This is a genomic window from Mucilaginibacter antarcticus, assembly GCF_042686155.1.
GTDB lineage: Bacteria > Bacteroidota > Bacteroidia > Sphingobacteriales > Sphingobacteriaceae > Mucilaginibacter > Mucilaginibacter antarcticus.
The window spans coordinates 1-19,125 of the sequence record NZ_JBHUON010000013.1 but is presented as its reverse complement, the minus strand read 5'-3'; the positions used below and the strand labels follow the sequence as shown (position 1 = coordinate 19,125).

At 42.3% G+C, this 19,125-nt stretch carries 20 protein-coding genes; 9 read left to right on the top strand and 11 right to left on the bottom strand.

What is annotated here, in order from left to right:
* Positions 1-32: 32 nt before the first annotated feature.
* Both ACFSYC_RS11630 and ACFSYC_RS11625 read right to left on the bottom strand, forming a co-directional pair.
* Positions 33-293 (bottom strand): DUF4160 domain-containing protein, encoded by a 261-nt coding sequence (locus tag ACFSYC_RS11630; protein ID WP_377127498.1) that lies wholly within the window; start codon positions 291-293, stop codon positions 33-35.
* Entirely contained in the window at positions 280-555 is a 276-nt protein-coding gene (locus ACFSYC_RS11625) for a DUF2442 domain-containing protein (RefSeq protein WP_377127495.1), read from the bottom strand. Before ACFSYC_RS11625 ends, ACFSYC_RS11630 begins: the two co-directional genes overlap by 14 nt.
* A 95-nt stretch (positions 556-650) precedes the next feature.
* Here ACFSYC_RS11625 and ACFSYC_RS11620 point away from each other — a divergent pair, with 95 nt between their 5' ends.
* A complete protein-coding gene (locus ACFSYC_RS11620) occupies positions 651-1,271 on the top strand; it encodes an RDD family protein (protein WP_377127492.1) in 621 nt (206 codons plus the stop codon).
* Positions 1,272-1,275: 4 nt separating this feature from the next.
* Here ACFSYC_RS11620 and ACFSYC_RS11615 read toward each other — a convergent pair whose 3' ends face one another.
* The 3 genes from ACFSYC_RS11615 to ACFSYC_RS11605 are packed head-to-tail and all read right to left on the bottom strand — an operon-like array spanning position 1,276 to position 3,647.
* Positions 1,276-2,265 carry a hypothetical protein gene (locus ACFSYC_RS11615; RefSeq protein WP_377127490.1) on the bottom strand — a complete coding sequence of 330 codons (990 nt, stop codon included), beginning with the start codon at positions 2,263-2,265 and terminating at the stop codon, positions 1,276-1,278.
* Between the two features lie 23 nt (positions 2,266-2,288).
* The gene (locus tag ACFSYC_RS11610) at positions 2,289-2,921 is read right to left on the bottom strand and encodes a PspC domain-containing protein (protein ID WP_377127487.1); all 633 of its coding nucleotides are present in this window, start codon (positions 2,919-2,921) and stop codon (positions 2,289-2,291) included.
* Between the two features lie 21 nt (positions 2,922-2,942).
* Positions 2,943-3,647, bottom strand: coding sequence for an SDR family oxidoreductase (locus tag ACFSYC_RS11605; RefSeq protein WP_377127485.1), 705 nt, complete (start codon positions 3,645-3,647; stop codon positions 2,943-2,945).
* A 114-nt stretch (positions 3,648-3,761) separates the two neighbouring features.
* Here ACFSYC_RS11605 and ACFSYC_RS11600 point away from each other — a divergent pair, with 114 nt between their 5' ends.
* The 3 genes from ACFSYC_RS11600 to ACFSYC_RS11590 all read left to right on the top strand — a co-directional run bounded on the left by ACFSYC_RS11600 (position 3,762) and on the right by ACFSYC_RS11590 (position 5,564).
* Positions 3,762-3,974: a hypothetical protein gene (locus tag ACFSYC_RS11600; RefSeq protein ID WP_377127483.1), complete on the top strand. Its 213-nt coding sequence runs from the start codon at positions 3,762-3,764 to the stop codon at positions 3,972-3,974.
* A gap of 109 nt (positions 3,975-4,083) precedes the next feature.
* On the top strand, positions 4,084-4,815 hold the full coding sequence (locus ACFSYC_RS11595) for an MlaE family ABC transporter permease (protein WP_377127480.1): 732 nt from the start codon (positions 4,084-4,086) through the stop codon (positions 4,813-4,815).
* Positions 4,812-5,564: an ABC transporter ATP-binding protein gene (locus tag ACFSYC_RS11590; RefSeq protein ID WP_377127477.1), complete on the top strand. Its 753-nt coding sequence runs from the start codon at positions 4,812-4,814 to the stop codon at positions 5,562-5,564. The genes ACFSYC_RS11595 and ACFSYC_RS11590 overlap by 4 nt, the downstream gene beginning before the upstream one ends.
* Before the next feature lie 60 nt (positions 5,565-5,624).
* Here ACFSYC_RS11590 and ACFSYC_RS11585 read toward each other — a convergent pair whose 3' ends face one another.
* The 3 genes from ACFSYC_RS11585 to ACFSYC_RS11575 all read right to left on the bottom strand — a co-directional run bounded on the left by ACFSYC_RS11585 (position 5,625) and on the right by ACFSYC_RS11575 (position 8,251).
* On the bottom strand, positions 5,625-6,443 hold the full coding sequence (locus ACFSYC_RS11585) for a hypothetical protein (protein ID WP_377127474.1): 819 nt from the start codon (positions 6,441-6,443) through the stop codon (positions 5,625-5,627).
* A gap of 85 nt (positions 6,444-6,528) precedes the next feature.
* Positions 6,529-7,350 (bottom strand): hypothetical protein, encoded by an 822-nt coding sequence (locus tag ACFSYC_RS11580; protein WP_377127471.1) that lies wholly within the window; start codon positions 7,348-7,350, stop codon positions 6,529-6,531.
* A 70-nt stretch (positions 7,351-7,420) separates the two neighbouring features.
* Positions 7,421-8,251 carry a hypothetical protein gene (locus tag ACFSYC_RS11575; protein ID WP_377127468.1) on the bottom strand — a complete coding sequence of 277 codons (831 nt, stop codon included), beginning with the start codon at positions 8,249-8,251 and terminating at the stop codon, positions 7,421-7,423.
* A gap of 99 nt (positions 8,252-8,350) precedes the next feature.
* Here ACFSYC_RS11575 and ACFSYC_RS11570 point away from each other — a divergent pair, with 99 nt between their 5' ends.
* Together ACFSYC_RS11570 and ACFSYC_RS11565 are read left to right on the top strand one after the other, a co-directional pair.
* Complete coding sequence (locus tag ACFSYC_RS11570; RefSeq protein WP_377127465.1) at positions 8,351-9,235, top strand: class I SAM-dependent methyltransferase; 885 nt, start codon at positions 8,351-8,353, stop codon at positions 9,233-9,235.
* Between the two features lie 119 nt (positions 9,236-9,354).
* The gene (locus ACFSYC_RS11565) at positions 9,355-10,413 is read left to right on the top strand and encodes a hypothetical protein (RefSeq protein WP_377127462.1); all 1,059 of its coding nucleotides are present in this window, start codon (positions 9,355-9,357) and stop codon (positions 10,411-10,413) included.
* 210 nt (positions 10,414-10,623) lie between these two features.
* On the opposite strand, the gene ACFSYC_RS11560 is transcribed toward ACFSYC_RS11565, so the two are convergent.
* Complete coding sequence (locus tag ACFSYC_RS11560) at positions 10,624-11,022, bottom strand: DoxX family membrane protein (protein ID WP_377127460.1); 399 nt, start codon at positions 11,020-11,022, stop codon at positions 10,624-10,626.
* A gap of 114 nt (positions 11,023-11,136) precedes the next feature.
* On the opposite strand from ACFSYC_RS11560, the gene ACFSYC_RS11555 reads away from it, so the two are divergent.
* From ACFSYC_RS11555 to ACFSYC_RS11545, 3 genes are all read left to right on the top strand, one after another.
* Positions 11,137-11,937, top strand: a complete 801-nt coding sequence (locus ACFSYC_RS11555) for a 5'-nucleotidase, lipoprotein e(P4) family (protein WP_377127457.1) — start codon at positions 11,137-11,139, stop codon at positions 11,935-11,937.
* 63 nt (positions 11,938-12,000) lie between these two features.
* Entirely contained in the window at positions 12,001-14,442 is a 2,442-nt protein-coding gene (locus ACFSYC_RS11550; protein WP_377127454.1) for a bifunctional YncE family protein/alkaline phosphatase family protein, read from the top strand.
* Between the two features lie 84 nt (positions 14,443-14,526).
* Positions 14,527-15,393 (top strand): aldose 1-epimerase family protein, encoded by an 867-nt coding sequence (locus ACFSYC_RS11545; RefSeq protein ID WP_377127451.1) that lies wholly within the window; start codon positions 14,527-14,529, stop codon positions 15,391-15,393.
* Positions 15,394-15,446: 53 nt separating this feature from the next.
* On the opposite strand, the gene ACFSYC_RS11540 is transcribed toward ACFSYC_RS11545, so the two are convergent.
* Positions 15,447-18,341 (bottom strand): DNA gyrase/topoisomerase IV subunit A, encoded by a 2,895-nt coding sequence (locus ACFSYC_RS11540; RefSeq protein ID WP_377127448.1) that lies wholly within the window; start codon positions 18,339-18,341, stop codon positions 15,447-15,449.
* A gap of 120 nt (positions 18,342-18,461) precedes the next feature.
* A complete protein-coding gene (locus tag ACFSYC_RS11535; protein ID WP_377127446.1) occupies positions 18,462-18,974 on the bottom strand; it encodes a YdeI/OmpD-associated family protein in 513 nt (170 codons plus the stop codon).
* Between the last annotated feature and the right edge of the window lie 151 nt (positions 18,975-19,125).

Sequence of the window (19,125 nt, the reverse complement as noted above, 5' to 3'; positions counted from 1 at the left end):
TTAAGGTGTATTTGTTCTGAATATCATTTTGGTTAAACCAAAGGAGCAATGGCAAGCAACGGCTCTTGATTCCTTGCTTTTTCCCAGTTGTCCAGCAATTCGTCTTGGTGCAATGCAGTCCATTCAATCACAAGCCCCAGTACTCTTGGTGGTAAACTTCCGCCTATTACTTCCAGCTTTTGAATATCAACCAGGGCCTCATGTTCGGCATAAACGGCATGAAAATGGGGTGGATTATGATCCCTATAAAACATACGTATTACTATACCGAGAAAAAAACTAATTTGTGGCATGAATTAGATTTTCTGAAAGGATATCCGCAGGGCTTTTGTTAACTAATTCTGCATATATTGTAATGGCATCTATCTCTAATTCATCATTCCAGGCAACCGAATAACCGGTGGTGTATACTGCATTAAAAAGTTTCGTATTTTTTAATAAGGAAAAAACTCCTTTCTGAATATAATCTTTCAGATCGACTAATCCCTCTACCCCATCATCAAACACAACATACAGCTGGTAATCTGCTTTCGCCTTTAAGTGTGAAACTTTCATCGCATTTAATTACTTTCTGTAACGAATATACGAAATGTTTTTAGCCCAGATTTTAAGAGTAAAATATTTACCTTAAAGAACTACTTTTGCATAACATGAACAACGAATATTATCTGGTTGAAGGCGATGAGAGGAAGGGCCCATATACATTAAATCAATTAATGGACATGGATATTAATATCCATACAGAAATTGTAACCCCAAAAAGCGATTCGCCGCAATATGCCTCAAACCTGCCCGAGTTTATTGATTACTTTGAGGCTAACGGCATCTACTTTCCCACGGGCGAAAACATGGCGTCTTTCGGATCAAGAGTATTAGCGTTTATTATAGACTACTTTTTGGTAAGCATGATTTTATTATACACGTTGATAAAACTGGGCTGGATAGCGTTGCCAGCGCAGCCAGCAATGCTTCCTTTGGCTCAAATGGCGTTGTTGGCCAAGGTGTTTTACCCTGTGTTTTTTGTTTATAATGTTCTGTTCGAGATATCGAAGCTTAAAGCTACCCCCGGTAAATTGCTCTGCAAAATAATGGTGGTTGATATAGACGGCCAGAGCCTGAAATTTGGCAATGCTGTATTAAAAACGCTAGGCATGTGCCTGTCTCTGGTAGTATATGCCCTACCATTCCTATCGGCTGTGTTTAATGAACACCGTCAAACCTGGTACGAGCGTATTGCAAAATCATATCAGATAACTAAAAACCAAGGTTAAGAGATTAATATCTCTCAACCTTGAAATCGGCCATACCGCCGCTTATTTTTATGTGTAATTTATTAGTTGCGCCTGCAAAGCCAGGAGTTTCATAATTACCATCCTCTTTCTTATCGAAACCATCAAAGGAAGTTGATGATAAACCTGTGCTGCTTTTTATATGACACGCTGCCCCATTAGGTATCCGGATAGTTGTTGATGACATACCAGTTTCTACATTGACATTGGTATTAGCTAAAGGCTGACCCAATTTTACTTCAAAATCGGCCGCACCACCTGCAACATTAAGGGAACGTACTTTAAATTTAGATAGATCGAAATCTAATTTAGCCGCACCTGCTTTAATATTGATTTCCCACTCTGGCTTCGTATTTAGCTTAAAGATTGCCTCGTTGTTGCGGGCATTGTGGTTTTTACTGCCAAAGTTAAATTTCAAATTACTATGGCCCTGCATTTTAAAGTTTAGTTCGGATACAGAGTCTTGTCGGCTGTGGCTATATACGTACTTACCTTTAAACTCGCGGGTTGTGGCGCTAAATAACTCATTGGTAGTGTCACTTAAAGTGTAAACTGCACCGCCGCCGCTAATGTTTAAGCGGGCAATCTTTATACTGTCTGTGTACGGTGCCAGGTACTCGCTGTTACCTTCAACTTTGGTTACATTATGGTTATCGTTGTTATCATCATCGTTATCATCGTTCATATCCATATTGAAACCATATTGGTCGCCATTCCAAAACTTGTGGCGCTTGGCAAAGTCGCCAAACAATACCAAAGCAAAGCCTACTATTACTATCGCTATTTTAATACCAACTGCTGCCGGCGATGATTTTTTATCACCAAATATCAGGTTAACCCCCCATAGTACAATTAGTATAGGTATCAGGTATACAAAGTTTAATAAATGAAAGCCCAGGTAACCGTAGTTATGCAATAATATTACTACCCCTATCAATACAAGGATTACACCCGGAATTATTCTATCGTTTTTCATGATCTTTTTATAGTTAATGGTTATTATAATGCCGGTGGCGTATCTTCAGTTTTATTGTCTTTATTATCAGTTGGTTCAGCTGGTTCAGCTTTATCAACCGGGGTTTGGGCAAATGGATCTTCTTTCTCAGCTTCCCATGGTTTATCCGCACTTTCTTTGCGCGAAAATATTAACACCACACCCGCAATAACCAATACATATGGCCATACGTGATCGAAATCCCAATCGGGTATAAGGCCTAAATTATCTAGCAAAAAGAATGATCCAAAAACCACCAGCGCTATCCCGATAATTACACCGGCGTTTGATTTCTTTTTGGGCGGCATAGCAAACGGCTGTGCGCTTTGCTGGCTGTCAAAGCTGGTAAAGGCATTCGGCACGCTGTAATCATAGGCGCCGGTGTAGCTTTGTGGCGGTACGGTATAGTCAACCGTTGGGTCGCCGCTGTTAAATTTATTATTGTTAAATCTGTAAGATTTTTTTGGCATTACTATCCACAATACCACATACACGGCAAAGCCGCTACCGTGCAACACTAATGATAGCAAAAATAAGGCACGTATAATAGTAATATCGATGTTGAAATACTCGGCCAGGCCAGCGCATACGCCTGCAATCATTTTGTTATGTTCATCGCGCTGTAATTTCTTTTCCATTTTTTTAAGTTTTAAATCAGTTTACAATTGTCCGCCCGCAGGCTTAATAATGAGTTGGTCAACATTGGCGCCCTTGCTCATGTTTAACACATTGACTATAGCCGATGCTATGTCTTCTGGTAATACCATGGTGTCTTTATCCACCTCCTGGCCTTTCCATGAATCGGTTAGTGTTGAGCCGGGGATAATCGCGGTAACTTTTACCCCGTGTGGCTGCAGCTCTAACCGCATAACATTATTTAAGCTTAGCAACGCCGCTTTTGTTACGCTGTAACTGCCTGCCTCAACCACCGGGTTAAGCGACGCTACAGAGCAAATGTTGAATATATGACCCTCGCCGGCAGCTATCATACTTTTACCAAAGTGACGATATAGCAGGTACGAAGGCATCAAATTAGTGCTGATCATTTTTTCAAACAAACCAGCTTCATCATCTAAAATTTTCGAGTAAGCATATATGCCTAAATTATTTACAATGATGTTTATTACGCCTAAATTTTGCTGCGCTTCTGTTGCAAATTGCAGCAGTTGCTCTTTGTTGCTTCCGTCTGCAACCGCGGTAAAAACTTTTATGGCGGGGTTAATTTGCATTAGTTCGGCTTTAAAAGCGGCAAGTTCGGCAGCGTTACGCGAGTTAATGGCAAGGCTGATGCCCTGTTGTGCAAATGCTGCAGCTATTGCACGTCCCATTCCTTTTGTTGCGCCGGTAATTATTGCGTTTTTCATAGTACGAAAGTAGATATATTTGACAGATGCCGTTCATGAAATTCGGGGAACGGGCCTGAATAGTCGGTGAAATAGTTTTTACACTCGGGCGACGCATGTTGCTAAATTTAAAAATTGAATTATCACAGACCGGTTAATTCCAAACGCGATGCCCATTATTTTATGGTTTTTCAACGTGGAGACAGCATTAAATGCGCCATCAACTACGTTGGCGCCGAGGCAACAAGGGTTTTAAAACTATCGCCTGCTTGGACTCCCGGATATCAATATGGTTTTCCGGTATATGTAACCTATATGGTGCCAATTGGCTTCACTCTCGAATACTAAATTTTTAGGTGAATGCACTAAACATTTAAGCTACGTTCCCGTTAAATAAAACATTACACAATCAGGTTCAAAAAGTAAAGTGTATTTTTAGCCGGTTTAAAATGATAAGATGTTTTACAGTTTTGGCAGGTATATAAATTTATTGCGACTAAGTTTTCGACAGCCCGAAAAATTTAGTGTTTATTGGGCAGAGATTATGCGCGAGATGGTATCCATCGGGGTAGGCTCGTTGGGTATTATTGCTATAATATCGGTATTTATTGGGGCGGCTACCACTATACAGGTTGCATTTCAGTTAAGCAGCCCATTAGTATCACCTGCTATCGCCGGTAAAATTGCCCGCGACTCGACCATTTTGGAGTTTAGCCCAACCATATCCGCGCTGGTATTAGCCGGTCGGGTGGGTTCAAGCATTGCATCGCAAATTGGCACCATGCGGGTTACCGAGCAAATTGATGCCTTAGAGATTATGGGCGTAAATGCCCCCGGTTACCTAATATCGCCAAAAATCCTTGCCAGTATCACCATGATACCGCTGCTCGTTATTCTTTCTATCACTTTAGGCATTACCGGTGGTTATATTGCTTGTGTATTTTCAAGCGGCATTACTCCCGATGACTATTTAATGGGTGTCCGCGATGGTTTCGATGGCTTAACTATTCAGGTTGCTTTGGTCAAGGCCACCGTTTTTGGCTTCCTGATAGCTTCAATCTGTGCTTACCAGGGGTTTTATACGTCGGGCGGTGCTTTAGAGGTTGGCCAATCGTCAACCGCGGGTGTAGTTTATAGCTGTGTAATGATATTATTTGCCGACTTAGTGATAACCAGTATAATGTTATGATCGAGGTTAAAGATATTTTTAAAACTTTTGGCGATAACGACGTATTAAAGGGCATATCTGCTACGTTTGAGCAGGGCAAAAACAACCTGATCATCGGCGGCTCGGGCTCCGGCAAAACCACACTGCTTAAGTGTATTGTTGGCCTGCACGAACCTACCAAAGGAAAAGTATTTTTTGATGGTGAAAGCTTCACCGAAATGACTTTCGAAGAGCGCGTACCCATCCGTACTAATATTGGTATGCTGTTTCAAAACTCGGCACTGTTTGACTCTATGACGGTTGAGGATAACATTATGTTTCCCCTTAATTTGTTCAAAGATCAAAGCGCAGGTGAGAAACTCGACCGAGCCAATTTTTGCCTTGAACGGGTTAACCTTGCCGGTAAAAACAAGCTTTACCCTGCCGAACTATCAGGCGGCATGAAAAAACGTGTAGGTATTGCCCGCGCCATATCTATGCAGCCTAAATATTTGTTTGTTGACGAGCCTAACTCGGGCCTTGACCCTAAAACATCTATTTTGATTGACGAACTCATTAACGAACTTACCACCGAATATAACATGACAACCGTTGTGGTAACGCACGACATGAACTCGGTTATGGGTATTGGCGATCATATCATCTTTTTACACCAGGGCCAAAAATGGTGGGAAGGCAGCAATAAAGAGATTGCTAAAACCGACAACCCTGAGCTTAACGATTTTGTATTTGCCAGCAAGTTTATGCAGGCTGCAAAAGGAAAGTTGTAGTTGGAGATTGTTATTGAAGATTAAAGATTGGGCGCGCCTTTATTTATCGCTCATTAATTATTACCTCACCGGTTTATACTCGCCCCAAAGGTCGGTGTCGCTCCTTGACACGTCATAATATTCCCGGGCAATTTTTGGGTCTCCTGACATTCCTGCATAATTACCTGCAGCATCACGGAATATCTCTATACCCGGCACGTAATCCAGTGCTATTCCGTTCAACTTGATGTTATAAGTAAACTCGACCAACTTCGCAGAAGTTATGTTCAATGTTTTTAAATCAATTCCCAACTCAACAGTATATACCAGTTTATCATCAAAACCAGACTTCGCTCTTATACCGTCCAAATTATATACCGATATTAGGGTGTCAACGTCGGGCACATTATTTACCCTTATGTATTTTGCTTTATCTTCGAGGCTGTTATTGTAGCCCAGCATTACTGAATCGCGCTTTTTTTGATCTTTTTCATTATCTAACGCTTCAGATAAATGATTGAAACCTATGGTTGGTCTGTTACCCCTGGCAAATATTGGGTAAGTAACCATTACGGCATCATCGGTAGATTTCTTATTGTTTTTATTGATGCTGAATGATATACCGCCATTAATTATCTTGTTAATGATCTCGCGCTTATCGGCCCTAACAATCAGGTACAGGCGTTTATCGTCGTTAGCTACGGTGTACTGCGCCTGTATAGCCCGGTTATAGGCCTGCAGGCCATGTCTCCACTCTGTTGACTTGCCGTCTATTTTGATATTTAATGGCGCCTTTACGCCAGCCTTTTGCAGACTTGGAAGCCTCTGAGCCGATGCAGAAAGCGATACCGTAAAGATAAGTAACGCCAGTGACCTGCATTTTAAACTACTGATTGCCATAAGTTTGGTAGATATATTCAAACTTAACATTCTAACCACAATTAAACTAACACTTCAGTAATAAACATACTTATAAGTAATTTTATTACTTAACCAACGTATATTGGCCCCAACAATCAGTAGGCGATAAAGCGGCGGCAAACGAATTTGCCAACTGCGGATTGGCCACAAATATTTTGGTCACAAAACCTTCGTCGTTACGGGCTATTTCCATGCCGGGCACAAAGTCAATATCAACCTCGTTGAAACGGATATTGTAGTTAAATTGAGTATGATCTGCGGCAGACATGTCCAGCAGTTTCAAATCAATAGCCAGCTCATAAGTATAAAACAGTTTATTATCCAAAGCCGCACGGGTACGGATCCCGTCTTTATTATAAACAGATATCAGCGTGTCCAGGTCTTTTACTCCGCTCAGCCTAACCAGTTTTGCCTTGTTTGCAAAGGTGGCATTAAAAGTTTTCATCAACGAGTCGGCTTTGTGAGCCGGGTTCTTTTCATCAGGCTTTATCAATGCTAGCGCGTTGGCATTAATAAACGGCCTGTCGTCTTTATTAAATATAGGATAGGTAATCGTTGTACCGCCAATCAGGGTTTTTCGGGGCCCTTTGTTTATAGTGAACGAGATACCGCCGTTAATGATCTTGTTTACGATCTCTTTTTTGGCAGCATAGATGGTAAGATACAGCCTGTTGTCATCATTTGATAAGGTGTACGATGCCTGGATAGACGAGTTATATGCCTGAAACATATTGTTCCACTCGTTAGCCTTACCATCAATTTTGATGTTAGAGGGGGCTCTCAATCCACCCTGCTGTACTTCAGGTTGCTTTTGGGCGTAAACTGTTACAGAAAACAATAACGCAGGCAATATCAGCCTTAAAGGGGTAACTAAATATCTTTTCACGTTTGGGGGTTTGTTGGTTAACTAAATATACAACTAAACGCAGCGAAAAAGAATTTATTTGGCCCAAAAATTATTCTTTAGCCAGCGTATACTCACCAACAAAGTCGGTGTTAAACTTTGAGCTGCTGTATTGCTCCGTTTTTGTAGGGCGTTGAATTTGTAATGAGTCTTTCTTTAAGCCTTCAGTTCCGTCAACTACTTCAATTTCGGGTATCCCGGATTGATCAACGGCTATCAGTTGAACATGGTAGGCTATTTTAGTTTGATCCGCAGCAGATAGGCCCGGCAGTTTCAAATCAATGGCAAACTCAACCGTCAACGCCATTTTAATATCTATAGCAGCGCTGGCATTAATGCCTTTACTATTATCTACAAACATTAAGGTATCTACACCTTGCATGCCACTTGTTCTGATATACCTGCTAAAAGAGTTGATGCTTAAATTACTTAAAACCATGGCACTGGTGGCTTTCTTAACTGCAGCAGCTTCTGTACCTGGCCAATCCGCGCCGCTAAAATCTACACTCGGCCTGTCGTTACCCTTAAAAACCGGGTAGGTAATGCTGGCACCATTACGGTCTTTTTTGCCGCCCTTTTTTATGGTTAAGGCAACGCCGCCATTAATAATTTTGTTGATGATGTTTCTACGGTCGGCCTGGATGGTAAGGTAAAGGCGATTATCATCGTTAGCTATGGTGTAAAAAACTTCGGTCGACTTATTAAAGGCGCGGAACTTGTTATCCCACTCGGCAGGCTTGCCGTCAATTTTGATATCTGCCGGAGCGCGCAACGATTCTTTTTGCAGGTCGGGCAAACGCTGGGCCGCTGAGGTTAAAACTGAAGATACGAACACAGCAAACGCTGTAACTACTATTTTATTTAACTTGTTAATTAGGTGCATAGTTGCGCTAAAGTAACTATTTGGCCTAACGCGTTATAATTTTTATGTTAAATTTGCCCCGGTTAACTAATCTTTGATCTTCCATCCCATAAAAACAACATGATCCAACTCCTTACCCCCACCCATTGGAAAGATTACGAGCTTATTGATTGCGGTGATTTTGAAAAGTTGGAACGCTTTGGTAATGTAGTATTAATTCGCCCTGAGCCACAGGCGGTTTGGAAGAAAGTGTTACCGCAGGCTGAATGGCAGCGTTTGCATGATATTCGTTTTAAAGGCCGTTCGGCAACATCGGGCGAGTGGATCAAGAAAAATCCGGCTACGCCGGACAGGTGGCATGTTGAATATAAAAACCCCGAAGCAGCTATAAAGTTCAGGCTGGCCATGACGTCGTTTAAGCACGTCGGTATTTTCCCGGAGCAAGCCGTTAACTGGGATTATATATCAGGCAACATCAAAAAATTTAAAAACCCATCGCCAAGGGTACTTAACCTGTTTGCTTATACCGGCGGGGCATCGCTTATTGCGCGTGGTGCCGGTGCAGACACTACCCACGTTGATTCTATACGCCAGGTAGTAACCTGGGGTAATGAAAACATGGAACTGTCGGGCTTAAAAGACATCCGCTGGGTAGTTGAGGATGCTTTAAAATTTGTAAAACGCGAGCTTAAACGCGGCAAAAAATACAACGGTATTATATTAGATCCGCCTGCGTATGGCCACGGACCAAACGGCGAAAAGTGGAAGTTGGAGGATCATATCAACGAAATGATGACCGACGTGGTGCAGTTACTTGATCCGGAAGAGCATTTTTTGATATTAAATACTTACTCGCTTGGTTTCTCGGCAGTTATTGTTGAAAATCTGATCACCAGCGCTTTCCCTCAAGTACAAAATTTAGAGATAGGCGAGCTTTACCTGCAAGCCACATCGGGCATTAAATTGCCGCTGGGTGTGTTTGGTAAGTTTTATAAACACAAATAAGCCTTTTGTGGATAATTATTAAATAGCGGACAAGGTAAAACACTTTACTTTGCAGCTTGTATAATTACACTGAGCCGGGACTTTAAGATATCCCTTTAAAACAATCAAATATTTATTAAATGAAGAACGTATTATTAAAGTCTGTATTGGGCCTTTCATTTGTGATGTTGTTTTCAAACTGCCAATCAAGCGGAACGAAAGCAACTAACGACACTGGTAAAAAGGTAGCTGTGGCAAATGGCGAAGAGGTTGACCCCGCTGACACCATCACCCTAAAAAAGAACAATTACCCGCCCATTGACAAAGCAAAATATGATGCGTTGATGAAAAACATGGCCCATGGTGACACCACCGGTAAATGGCCTGTAAAAAATGCACCTTACCCTTTGCCCGGCGCCGTATTGCCTTACAAACGTATAATAGCTTATTACGGCAACTTATACTCTAAAAAGATGGGTATTTTGGGCGAGCTGCCACCAAAAGAGATGTTAGCCAAACTAAAAGGCGAGATTAAAGCATGGGAGCGTGCCGACCCAAAAACACCGGTACAACCTGCCCTGCACTACATTTGCGTTGTTGCACAAGGGGATGGCGGTAAAGACGGTAAGTACCGTTACCGCATGCCGTTTAAACAAATTGACAGCGTACTATCTATCGCCAAAAAAATTAACGCCCTGGTGTTTTTAGATGTACAGGTATCATTAAGCACTATACAGCAAGAGTTGCCTTTGTTAGAGAAATACCTTTCAATGCCGCACGTTCACTTTGGTATGGACCCTGAGTTTTCTATGAAAGACGGCTCAAAACCAGGCAAAAAGATAGGCACTTATGATGCCAGCGACATTAACTATGTAACAGGTTACCTGGCAGGTTTGGTTAAAAAGAATGGCTTGCCGCCAAAAATGCTTGTGGTACACCGTTTCACCAAAAAAATGGTTACCAACTATCAGAATATCAAATTACGCCCGGAAACACAAATTATTATGGATATGGATGGCTGGGGCGAACCTGACCTTAAAGAAGGCACCTGGAGATACTTTATCTATAACGAACCGGTACAGTTTGCAGGCTTTAAATTGTTCTACAAAAACGATATCAAGAAACCACCGCACCACATGCTAACGCCGGAAGAGGTTTTGAAAAAGAAACCTTACCCAATGTATATTCAGTATCAATAAGCCCAACCCGATCTCCCCGAGGGGGAGAAATAGATATAAATAAAAATGCCTTGAGAAATCTCAAGGCATTTTTATTTATAACGGAATTACCCAATAGTTGTTATTTCGAACGATAGAGAGAAATACGTACATACGGCAAGTCGGACACTGATCCGTGTATAGATTTCTCCCGTTGGTCGAAATGATATTATTATTTGACAAAAGGTTGCACTATACAGTCGGCGCCAGCGTAAACACGCTTTTATAATACTTAAAGTAAGCAACGCATAAAAACACGTTTAAGATTATTATACCCGCTCCCATTGGCGCGCCGGCCGGGGCCAATATCGCATGAAACAAGAAAATGTTAAGGCTGATTGGTAATAGCACCAACAAGAAGAAAGCTGTATAGCGGTTAACTAATAAAGCCAGGCCGGCAACAATCTCCAACACTTTCATATACTGAAAGAAATAACCTGAGCCGAATAAACCGCCGGAAAAAGAGGTGGCTTGGGCGCTCATGGCTGGTTGAGGCATATTTAAAAATCCAAAGTGGAAGAAAAAATTTAAGCCGAATACGACAAAGATCAGACCCAGCAATATGCGGGCAATTAGTACTGCAATTTTCATAATGTGTGAGTTTTTTTAGTTAAATAAATTTAGACATTAGTTTCATAAAACTACAAGTTTAAACATACAGTTTTAAATCAAACTGTCATACCTTCGTTATTTAATACGTATAGCATGAAAAGGACGTTGCTGCTAACTGCAGCTTTATTTATTATTCTGTCGGCAAAGGCGCAGGATGCACCGCTGTCGATAACCAATGGCGGCAAAACCTGGGCATCTTTATATCAGCAGCGGGCTGCCGAATATAAAGCCTTATGTTTTCAAGCATATAACTTAGCTCGGTTACGATTGGATGCAGCCCTTAAACACAAAAGCAAAAAGCCGTTGGCGGTAGTTACTGATGTTGATGAGACTTTATTAGACAATAGCCCCTACGACGCCGTGCGTGCCGTTAATAATCTTGAGTTTGACCTGAAGGGCTGGAAAGACTGGACCGCAAAAGGGATTGCAGATACGGTGCCCGGTGCACCGTCATTTTTTAAATACGCCGCATCAAAAGGGGTAGCTGTTTTTTATATAACTAATCGCGACGAAGATGAGCGGGCGGGCACCACTCAAAACCTGAAATTGTACAATTTGCCGTATGCAGATGACAAACACATCCTGCTAAGGCAAGGCGTATCAAGTAAAGAGTTGCGTCGCCGGCAGGTACTGGCTAAGTATAATATTGTATTGTTTTGCGGCGACAACCTGCCCGACTTCGATTTGCTGTACGACAACAAACCAAGCGAAGAAAACCGCATGGCTGCTACCGAAAAACTGCGCAAGCAATTTGGAAATAAATACATTGTGATACCCAATGTGGCCTACGGCGATTTTGAAAACTCAATATTCAAATATAACACCAAACTTACCCAGGCTCAAAAAGATTCGGTGGTTAGGTCACTCATCAGGTTAACTAAGTTGTTGCATTAACTTTATGTTAAGTGGTAGTTTTTTAGTTAGGCAATATGTATTTTTGGGTTTACCCCTTAATCCATGAAGCATAAATTACTTTTAGCGGGCGTTATAGCATCAGCCTTAAATGTCTGTGCACAAGTACCCGGCAAAACTGCTAATACAAGCCAGGTATTGCTACCTAACGGCTGGAAGCTCAGCCCGACAGGCACATCAATGCCACTGGGCGATTTGCCTTTAAATATTCAGCTGTCATCATCAGGCAAAATGTTGGCCGTCACCAATAATGGCCAAAGCACACAGTCTATACAACTGATAGACCCGGTAAATCAAAAACTGATAGACGAAAAAGTAATGGGGAAGCTGTGGTACGGCCTTGCCTTTAGTAAAGATGATAAGCATTTATACGCGTCCGGCGGTAATGACAATTGGATAATACACTTTGAGATAAAAAGCAACAAGCTGGTGCCAACCGATACAATAAAGCTGGCGCCAACTGCTTACCCTAAATCAAAGGTTTGCGCTACGGGCATAGCGGTTAATAAAAGTAACACCCTGCTTTACACGGTAACTAAAGAGGATAACAGTTTGTATGTTATAGACTTGGTTACACGGGCCATAAAATCAAAAGTAAAACTGGCGGCCGAGGCTTACAGCTGCATACTTTCGCCTGATGAGAAAACATTATACATTTCGGTATGGAACGGCGGCCGGGTAGCCCTGTACAACACGACATCCGGCAACCTAAGTACCATAAAAGTAGGCAGCCACCCTAATGAGTTATTGCTGAATAGAAAGGGAACGCGCCTGTTTGTAGCTAATGCTAATGACAACTCAGTCTCTATCATTAACACCGCTAACAATAAGGTTACAGAAGTAGTTTCTACCTCGTTATTCCCCACCAGGTTAACCGGGTCAACTACCAACGGGTTGGCCTTGTCCAAAGACGAAAAAACGCTTTACATAGCTAATGCAGACAACAATTGCCTTGCAGTATTTGATGTAAGCACGCCAACCAGCAGCAAAAGCCGTGGGTTTATCCCCGTGGGTTGGTATCCTACCAATGTAAAGGTTTTGGGTACAAAAATATTGGTATCAAACGGCAAGGGCTTTACATCACTACCTAATCCTAAGGGGCCAATGCCTGTTAAAAAAGCTGATAACAGCGGCGTGCACCTTGGCGCTACAAACACTAAGGAGCAATACATAGGCGGCTTATTTAAAGGCACACTATCGTTTATCAATACCCCAACTGTTGACGAATTAAAGGCTTTTACCAGGCAAGTATATGCTAACACGCCTTATAATGACAAAGTTGAAAAAATGGCCAAAGGCGAGGCTGGCAACCCAATACCGCGAAGTAAAGCCGATAAATCGCCTATTAAATATGTGTTTTATGTAATCAAAGAAAACCGCACTTATGACCAGGTTTTAGGCGATATGCCCAAGGGCAATGGCGATACATCGCTGTGTATATTCGGTCAAAAAGTAACGCCAAACCTTCATGCCATAGCCAATAACTTTGTGTTGGCCGACAATTTTTATGTGGATGCTGAGGTTAGCGCCGATGGTCATAACTGGAGCATGGCAGCTTATGCAACAGACTATATTGAAAAGACGTGGCCAACCAGCTACGGTGGGCGTGGTGGCGATTACGGTGGCGAAGGAGTGCGCACCGCTAACGACCCGCGAGACGGATTTATATGGGACTATTGCAACCGTGCCGGTATAAGCTACCGCAGTTATGGCGAGTTTGCCGCATATGGTAAAACCACCATCAAAGCGCTTAAAGGCCATGTTTGTGTACAGTCGCCGGGCTTTGATATGACTATAACAGACAGGTTTAGGGCTAACGTATGGGCTCATGATTTTGACTCACTGGTACGCGTTAATGATGTACCTAAATTGAATATCATCCGTATGGGTAATGACCATACCAGCGGACAAAAAAAAGGTGCAATATCGCCTATCGCAGCTGTTGCAGATAATGATCAGGGCGTTGGCATATTGCTTGATCATCTTTCGCACAGTCCCATCTGGAAAGAATCGGTAGTGATTGTTTTAGAAGATGATGCGCAAAACGGATCAGATCATGTAGACGCTCACCGGTCGCCCGTATATCTTGCAGGCCCGTATGTTAAACGCAATACCGTTATACATGGCATGTACTCAACATCGGGGGTATTACGCACCATTGAGCTAATATTAGGGTTGCCACCAATGAGCCAGTATGATGCCGCCGCGGTACCGTTATATGAATGCTTTACCACAACACCTGATCTTACCCCTTTTACGCTTAAAGCCCCACAGGTTGATATTGAGAAACGGAACGTCGCAGTAAATAAAAGCAGTAAGATCTCTGATACATTTAATTTGGCTAATGAGGATAAAGTGCCTGATTTGTTATTAAATGAAATTGTTTGGAAGTCTGTTAAAGGAGAAGAATCTGTGATGCCTGCACCGCGCCGCAGCGCCTTTGTTATTTTAGAAGATAAAAAAGGCGATGACGATGATGATGATTAGTAGTATTGATTGTTGATTAAGTTAAAACTACTATGTTTGGTAATTGTTAACATTATTCAAATCTTACCAACCAATATATCTGCAATGGCAATTATAGAGAACCACCTTTTTAAAGTAGCTATACGTAACCAGGGGGGTGAGCTTACCTCTTTTTACAACAAGAAAACCGGCGTTGAACACCTTTGGCAGGCCGACCCATCTGTATGGGGCTGGCACGCGCCTAACCTTTTCCCTATTGTTGGGCAACTCATTGATAACGAACTACTGGTTGACGGCCAAAAGTATGAGTTACCGCGGCATGGTTTTAACCGCACATCTGAGTTGCTGCTATTAAAGTCGGACGAGCAGTCCGCATGGTTCTCATTACCCTATTGCGAAAAAACACTGGCTAAATATCCTTATAAATTTGACTTTCAGATTCATTATGACCTGATAGATGATGCCTTGCGTGTTACCTATAAAGTGATTAATTTGGATAAACGGACCATCTATTTTTCGGTAGGCGGACACCCTGCTTTTAATGTACCATTTAATGCCGGCGAAAAGTATGAAGACTACTACTTTGAGTTTGAAGTAGACGAAAAACTGGATACCCACCTTCTTACTACCGACGGTGTATTTAACGGCACCACAGAGCCGGTAGCAACAGACAAGCGCAAGCTGTTTTTAACCCGCGACATGTTTGCTAAAGATGCCCTGGTGTTTAAGAACCTCCAATCGCGCGTAGTGACCATCAATAGCACGCAACATGATCAGTCATTAACGGTTGAGTTTCCTCACTTTAATTACCTGGGCCTTTGGGCTAAGCCAGGCGCCGATTTTGTGTGTATCGAACCATGGCTAGGCTGCGCCGATAACGAAGGCCAGCATGTAGACATCAGTAAAAAAGAAGCTATACAAAGCCTGAAAATGGGACACGTATTCGAGGCAGCCTATTTTATAAGTGCATAATCAAACAGATTGTCATTCTTCGCTGTCGCTCAGGATGACAATCTGTTCCTTTGTTAAAACAAGCCCAATTGCCCTTTATCGTCTATATCGATATCATCGGGATTAGTTATCTCAAAATCTACTTTTTTTACCGGTAATTCATCAGGTTTTACCAGTGTTTCTCCAGGCTTTTCATCAGATTTTGCCGATGTTTCGCCAGGATTTTCCTTGGTTTTTACCGGTGTTTCTTCGGGTTTTTTTGGCGATGCCGCGGGTTTTTCCGGCGGTTTTTCAATTGCAATTTCATCCTCTACAACTTCCGTATCGTTTACCTCCTGCTCTGCATTTGGAGCTTCATCGGCAACGGTTTTATCGTCGGGGGTTAGTACAATCTCTGTATCGGCAACAGCATCCGGTGTAGGGTCGGGTACGTCGTCGGCATCGTCGTGCTCCGTCTCAAGCACTATGCTTTGTATAACATGCACCGATACGCGGTTACCCATGGCTTTCATGCCTTTTATATCTATCAGATCGGCCAGGTTAAGCTCAACGGTTTCAGGTGTTTTTGTAGCGCCTTTAAGCTGATCAACCTTAACTATTACCTGCGCTGCGCCGGATATGATGAGCATTTTAGAGCCGCTTTCCTCACTAATAACGCTGATCTGTTTCCCTATAGCTATATTTTCAAATACGAAGCGTTTAACCAGGTAGTTTTTAGACTTGCTATCGTAGTGCACAACAGAAAACACCTTCTCGGGGTTGTATTTCTCTATCACCACCATCTTGTCATCAAAATGGTTGTTCAGGTCAAAACTGGTTAGCTCATAAACGCCATTGGCCAGTACGGTCAATATGCGGTCATCACCGTCAAACTCACCCAGGAATTTGCCCCGGCCGTCAACATTTAGTCGCTTCAAAATCTCATCATACCAAATTTTTCGGCCTGCCAGAGTAGATATACCTTTCGATTTAAGGAGGATCTTTTTAACAGGATATTTAGTAATAATATTACCCATAGAAGCACGCCCTTTTATAGCAAGTAGCGCAAAGTCTTCGTCAAACTGCAGTTTTTTAAGCTTTTGATGTGGTTTAAGCTGCACGTTAACTACTTCGGCCTCACCGTTTGGATTGGCAGAGAAGTATAGCACTCTGGAGCCTTTTGTACCTTTTGTAAGGTCGTACTCCTTGTCGCGGGTTACACCCGTTACCGCAAATCGTTTAACATAGCTGGTGCCACTTTCACCATCTTTGTAAATCATATTATAAACGGTGCGCTCGTCGTTTTTCTTAAACACCGCCACATGGATAATGCCTTTACCAACAAACACCTTTTCCTGTACTTTGGTTATGATACACCTGCCGTCCTCGCGGAAAACAATGATCTCGTCAATATCAGAGCAGTCGCCCACAAACTCGTCCTTCTTTAAGCCGGTGCCTATAAAACCATCATCTCGGTTTACGTACAGCTTAACGTTAGCCAGGGCAACCTGAGATGCTTCTACCCTATCAAAGGTTCGCAGTTCGGTTTTACGCTCGCGGCCTTTGCCGTATTTCTCTTTAAGTTTAACAAACCAATCTATAGCATACTCGGTAAGGTGCTTTAAATGGTTTTTAACAACTTTTATTTCCGACTCTAAATTCTTGATCTGTTCATCCGTCTTTTTAACATCAAAACGGGTAATGCTGCTCATCGGCTTATCAATCAGCTTTTTATAGTCGTCTTCTTCTATTGTACGGTAAAACTGCGGGAAGAAAGGTCCGAACAAACGATTTAATACCACCAACACCTCTTCAAAATTAGCCGAGCTTTCATAGTCGGGGTGTTTATACATCCCTTCCTGGATAAATATCTTAAGCAACGAGCTAAAGAATATCTTTTCCATCAACTCTTTCAGCCTTATCTGTAATTCCAGTTTAAGCAGCTCGCGCGTGAAATTCGTGCTCTCTACAAGCATATCATTCACGCTGATAAACCGTGGCTTATCAGCCTGTATTACACAGGTATTTGGCGATATTGATACTTCGCAATCTGTAAAAGCGTAAAGTGCGTCGATAGTGACATCGGGCGATATGCCCGGCGCCAGGTGAATAACAATTTCGACGTTTTGAGCCGTGTTATCTTCAATCTTTTTGATCTTGATCTTACCCTTATCGTTAGCAGCAATAACACTGTCTATCAATCCACCGGTAGTAGTTGTAAAAGGTATTTCGGTGATGGTTAACGTCTTTTTATCGCGCTCAATAATTTTTGCGCGTACGCGGACACGGCCACCCCGCTGTCCATCATTATAAGCCGAAGCATCGGCCATGCCACCAGTAGGGAAGTCGGGCAGTAAATTAGGTCGCTGTCCTTGCAGCACCGCAACAGACGCATCAATTAACTCAATAAAATTATGCGGCAATATTTTGGTAGCCAAACCTACTGCAATACCCTCTGCACCCTGCGCTAATAATAACGGAAACTTTACCGGCAACGTAATAGGCTCTTTGTTACGGCCGTCATAACTTGCCTGCCAAACTGTGGTATCTGCATTAAAAACCACATCAAGTGCAAACTTTGATAAACGCGCTTCAATATAACGGGGCGCCGCTGCAGAGTCGCCGGTTACCGGGTCTCCCCAGTTACCCTGGCAATCAATCAATAAGTTTTTCTGGCCTATCTGTACCATGGCATCGCCGATAGAAGCATCGCCGTGCGGATGGTACTTCATGGTGTTACCGATAACGTTGGCCGCTTTGTTAAAACGCCCGTCGTCCATCTCTTTTAAAGAATGAAGTATACGGCGCTGCACCGGCTTTAAACCGTCATTAATATGTGGCACAGCACGGTCAAGTATTACATATGACGCATAATCTAAAAACCAGTTTTCATATAACCCATCAAGCGAGGTTACGTTGTGTATTTTATCTCCGTTGTTAGCAGGTATATCGTCCTGATTTTTATCAGGATCGTTCAAATCTTCACTCATTAGTAGCTAAAAATAGTTTGGATGGATAAAGATAGTTTAATGCGCAGATATGCGGATATGTGGCTGCGCAGTATTTATACACATATTGGCACATTTACACACCAATATTATAAAAACCATTCAGATTCTATCGTTTTTCATTTCGCGTATCATGATATTATAATCCCACTTGCGCAGCATGGCATTAACCGTGTTAATGATGCGCTTTGCACGCGTCTCACTGGTTTTAGCGCTTTCAATCCATTTAATAAAGTAGTTACGGTGCGACATAGCCAGGCTATTAAATTGCGCCTCGGCTTCGGGGTCAAAGTCAAAACAATCTTGCAGATCGGCGGGCACGTCAACTTTAAAGTCTTTGTGTTCCTCTAATTGGATAATTATCATAGCACCGGCTTCTTTCCGTATAGCCTTCCTGATTTCGGCTTTTAGCGGCATGATAAATTTACCATCGCCCATGGGCATCAGCGCAAAACCACTAATCGGATAATTATCTACTTTACCCTTAACCCTAAAAGCTTTTTTATTACCGGGTTTCATTTCCTGGGCCAGGTCGGCCGGAATTTCAACATAGCGCCAGCCGGTTTTTTCGCCCATTTCGCCAAACTGTAAAATCAAGGTTTCAAACTTTATCATGCTAAGATTTCAATTGAGTATGCAGGCAAAAAAGCGTTAAATGTTAAATTTTAGGTAACTATTCAGCACCTAAGTTAGCGATTAAAGAAAGAGCATAAAAGACATCATTTCCAGATTTAATAGTTGTATCGATAACAGATCGCAGCACAGC

Bases quoted from the DNA above. Each gene is read 5' to 3' on its own strand.
- ACFSYC_RS11605 (WP_377127485.1), bottom strand. From the start codon at position 3,647: ATGAAAAACGCAATAATTACCGGCGCAACAAAAGGAATGGGACGTGCA.
- ACFSYC_RS11550 (WP_377127454.1), top strand. From the start codon at position 12,001: ATGAAGCATAAATTACTTTTAGCGGGCGTTATAGCATCAGCCTTAAAT.
- ACFSYC_RS11595 (WP_377127480.1), top strand. From the start codon at position 4,084: ATGTTTTACAGTTTTGGCAGGTATATAAATTTATTGCGACTAAGTTTT.
- ACFSYC_RS11630 (WP_377127498.1), bottom strand. From the start codon at position 293: ATGCCACAAATTAGTTTTTTTCTCGGTATAGTAATACGTATGTTTTAT.
- ACFSYC_RS11615 (WP_377127490.1), bottom strand. From the start codon at position 2,265: ATGAAAAACGATAGAATAATTCCGGGTGTAATCCTTGTATTGATAGGG.
- ACFSYC_RS11610 (WP_377127487.1), bottom strand. From the start codon at position 2,921: ATGGAAAAGAAATTACAGCGCGATGAACATAACAAAATGATTGCAGGC.
- ACFSYC_RS11585 (WP_377127474.1), bottom strand. From the start codon at position 6,443: ATGGCAATCAGTAGTTTAAAATGCAGGTCACTGGCGTTACTTATCTTT.
- ACFSYC_RS11560 (WP_377127460.1), bottom strand. From the start codon at position 11,022: ATGAAAATTGCAGTACTAATTGCCCGCATATTGCTGGGTCTGATCTTT.
- ACFSYC_RS11570 (WP_377127465.1), top strand. From the start codon at position 8,351: ATGATCCAACTCCTTACCCCCACCCATTGGAAAGATTACGAGCTTATT.
- ACFSYC_RS11535 (WP_377127446.1), bottom strand. From the start codon at position 18,974: ATGATAAAGTTTGAAACCTTGATTTTACAGTTTGGCGAAATGGGCGAA.
- ACFSYC_RS11590 (WP_377127477.1), top strand. From the start codon at position 4,812: ATGATCGAGGTTAAAGATATTTTTAAAACTTTTGGCGATAACGACGTA.
- ACFSYC_RS11620 (WP_377127492.1), top strand. From the start codon at position 651: ATGAACAACGAATATTATCTGGTTGAAGGCGATGAGAGGAAGGGCCCA.
- ACFSYC_RS11625 (WP_377127495.1), bottom strand. From the start codon at position 555: ATGAAAGTTTCACACTTAAAGGCGAAAGCAGATTACCAGCTGTATGTT.
- ACFSYC_RS11555 (WP_377127457.1), top strand. From the start codon at position 11,137: ATGAAAAGGACGTTGCTGCTAACTGCAGCTTTATTTATTATTCTGTCG.
- ACFSYC_RS11540 (WP_377127448.1), bottom strand. From the start codon at position 18,341: ATGAGTGAAGATTTGAACGATCCTGATAAAAATCAGGACGATATACCT.
- ACFSYC_RS11545 (WP_377127451.1), top strand. From the start codon at position 14,527: ATGGCAATTATAGAGAACCACCTTTTTAAAGTAGCTATACGTAACCAG.
- ACFSYC_RS11565 (WP_377127462.1), top strand. From the start codon at position 9,355: ATGAAGAACGTATTATTAAAGTCTGTATTGGGCCTTTCATTTGTGATG.
- ACFSYC_RS11575 (WP_377127468.1), bottom strand. From the start codon at position 8,251: ATGCACCTAATTAACAAGTTAAATAAAATAGTAGTTACAGCGTTTGCT.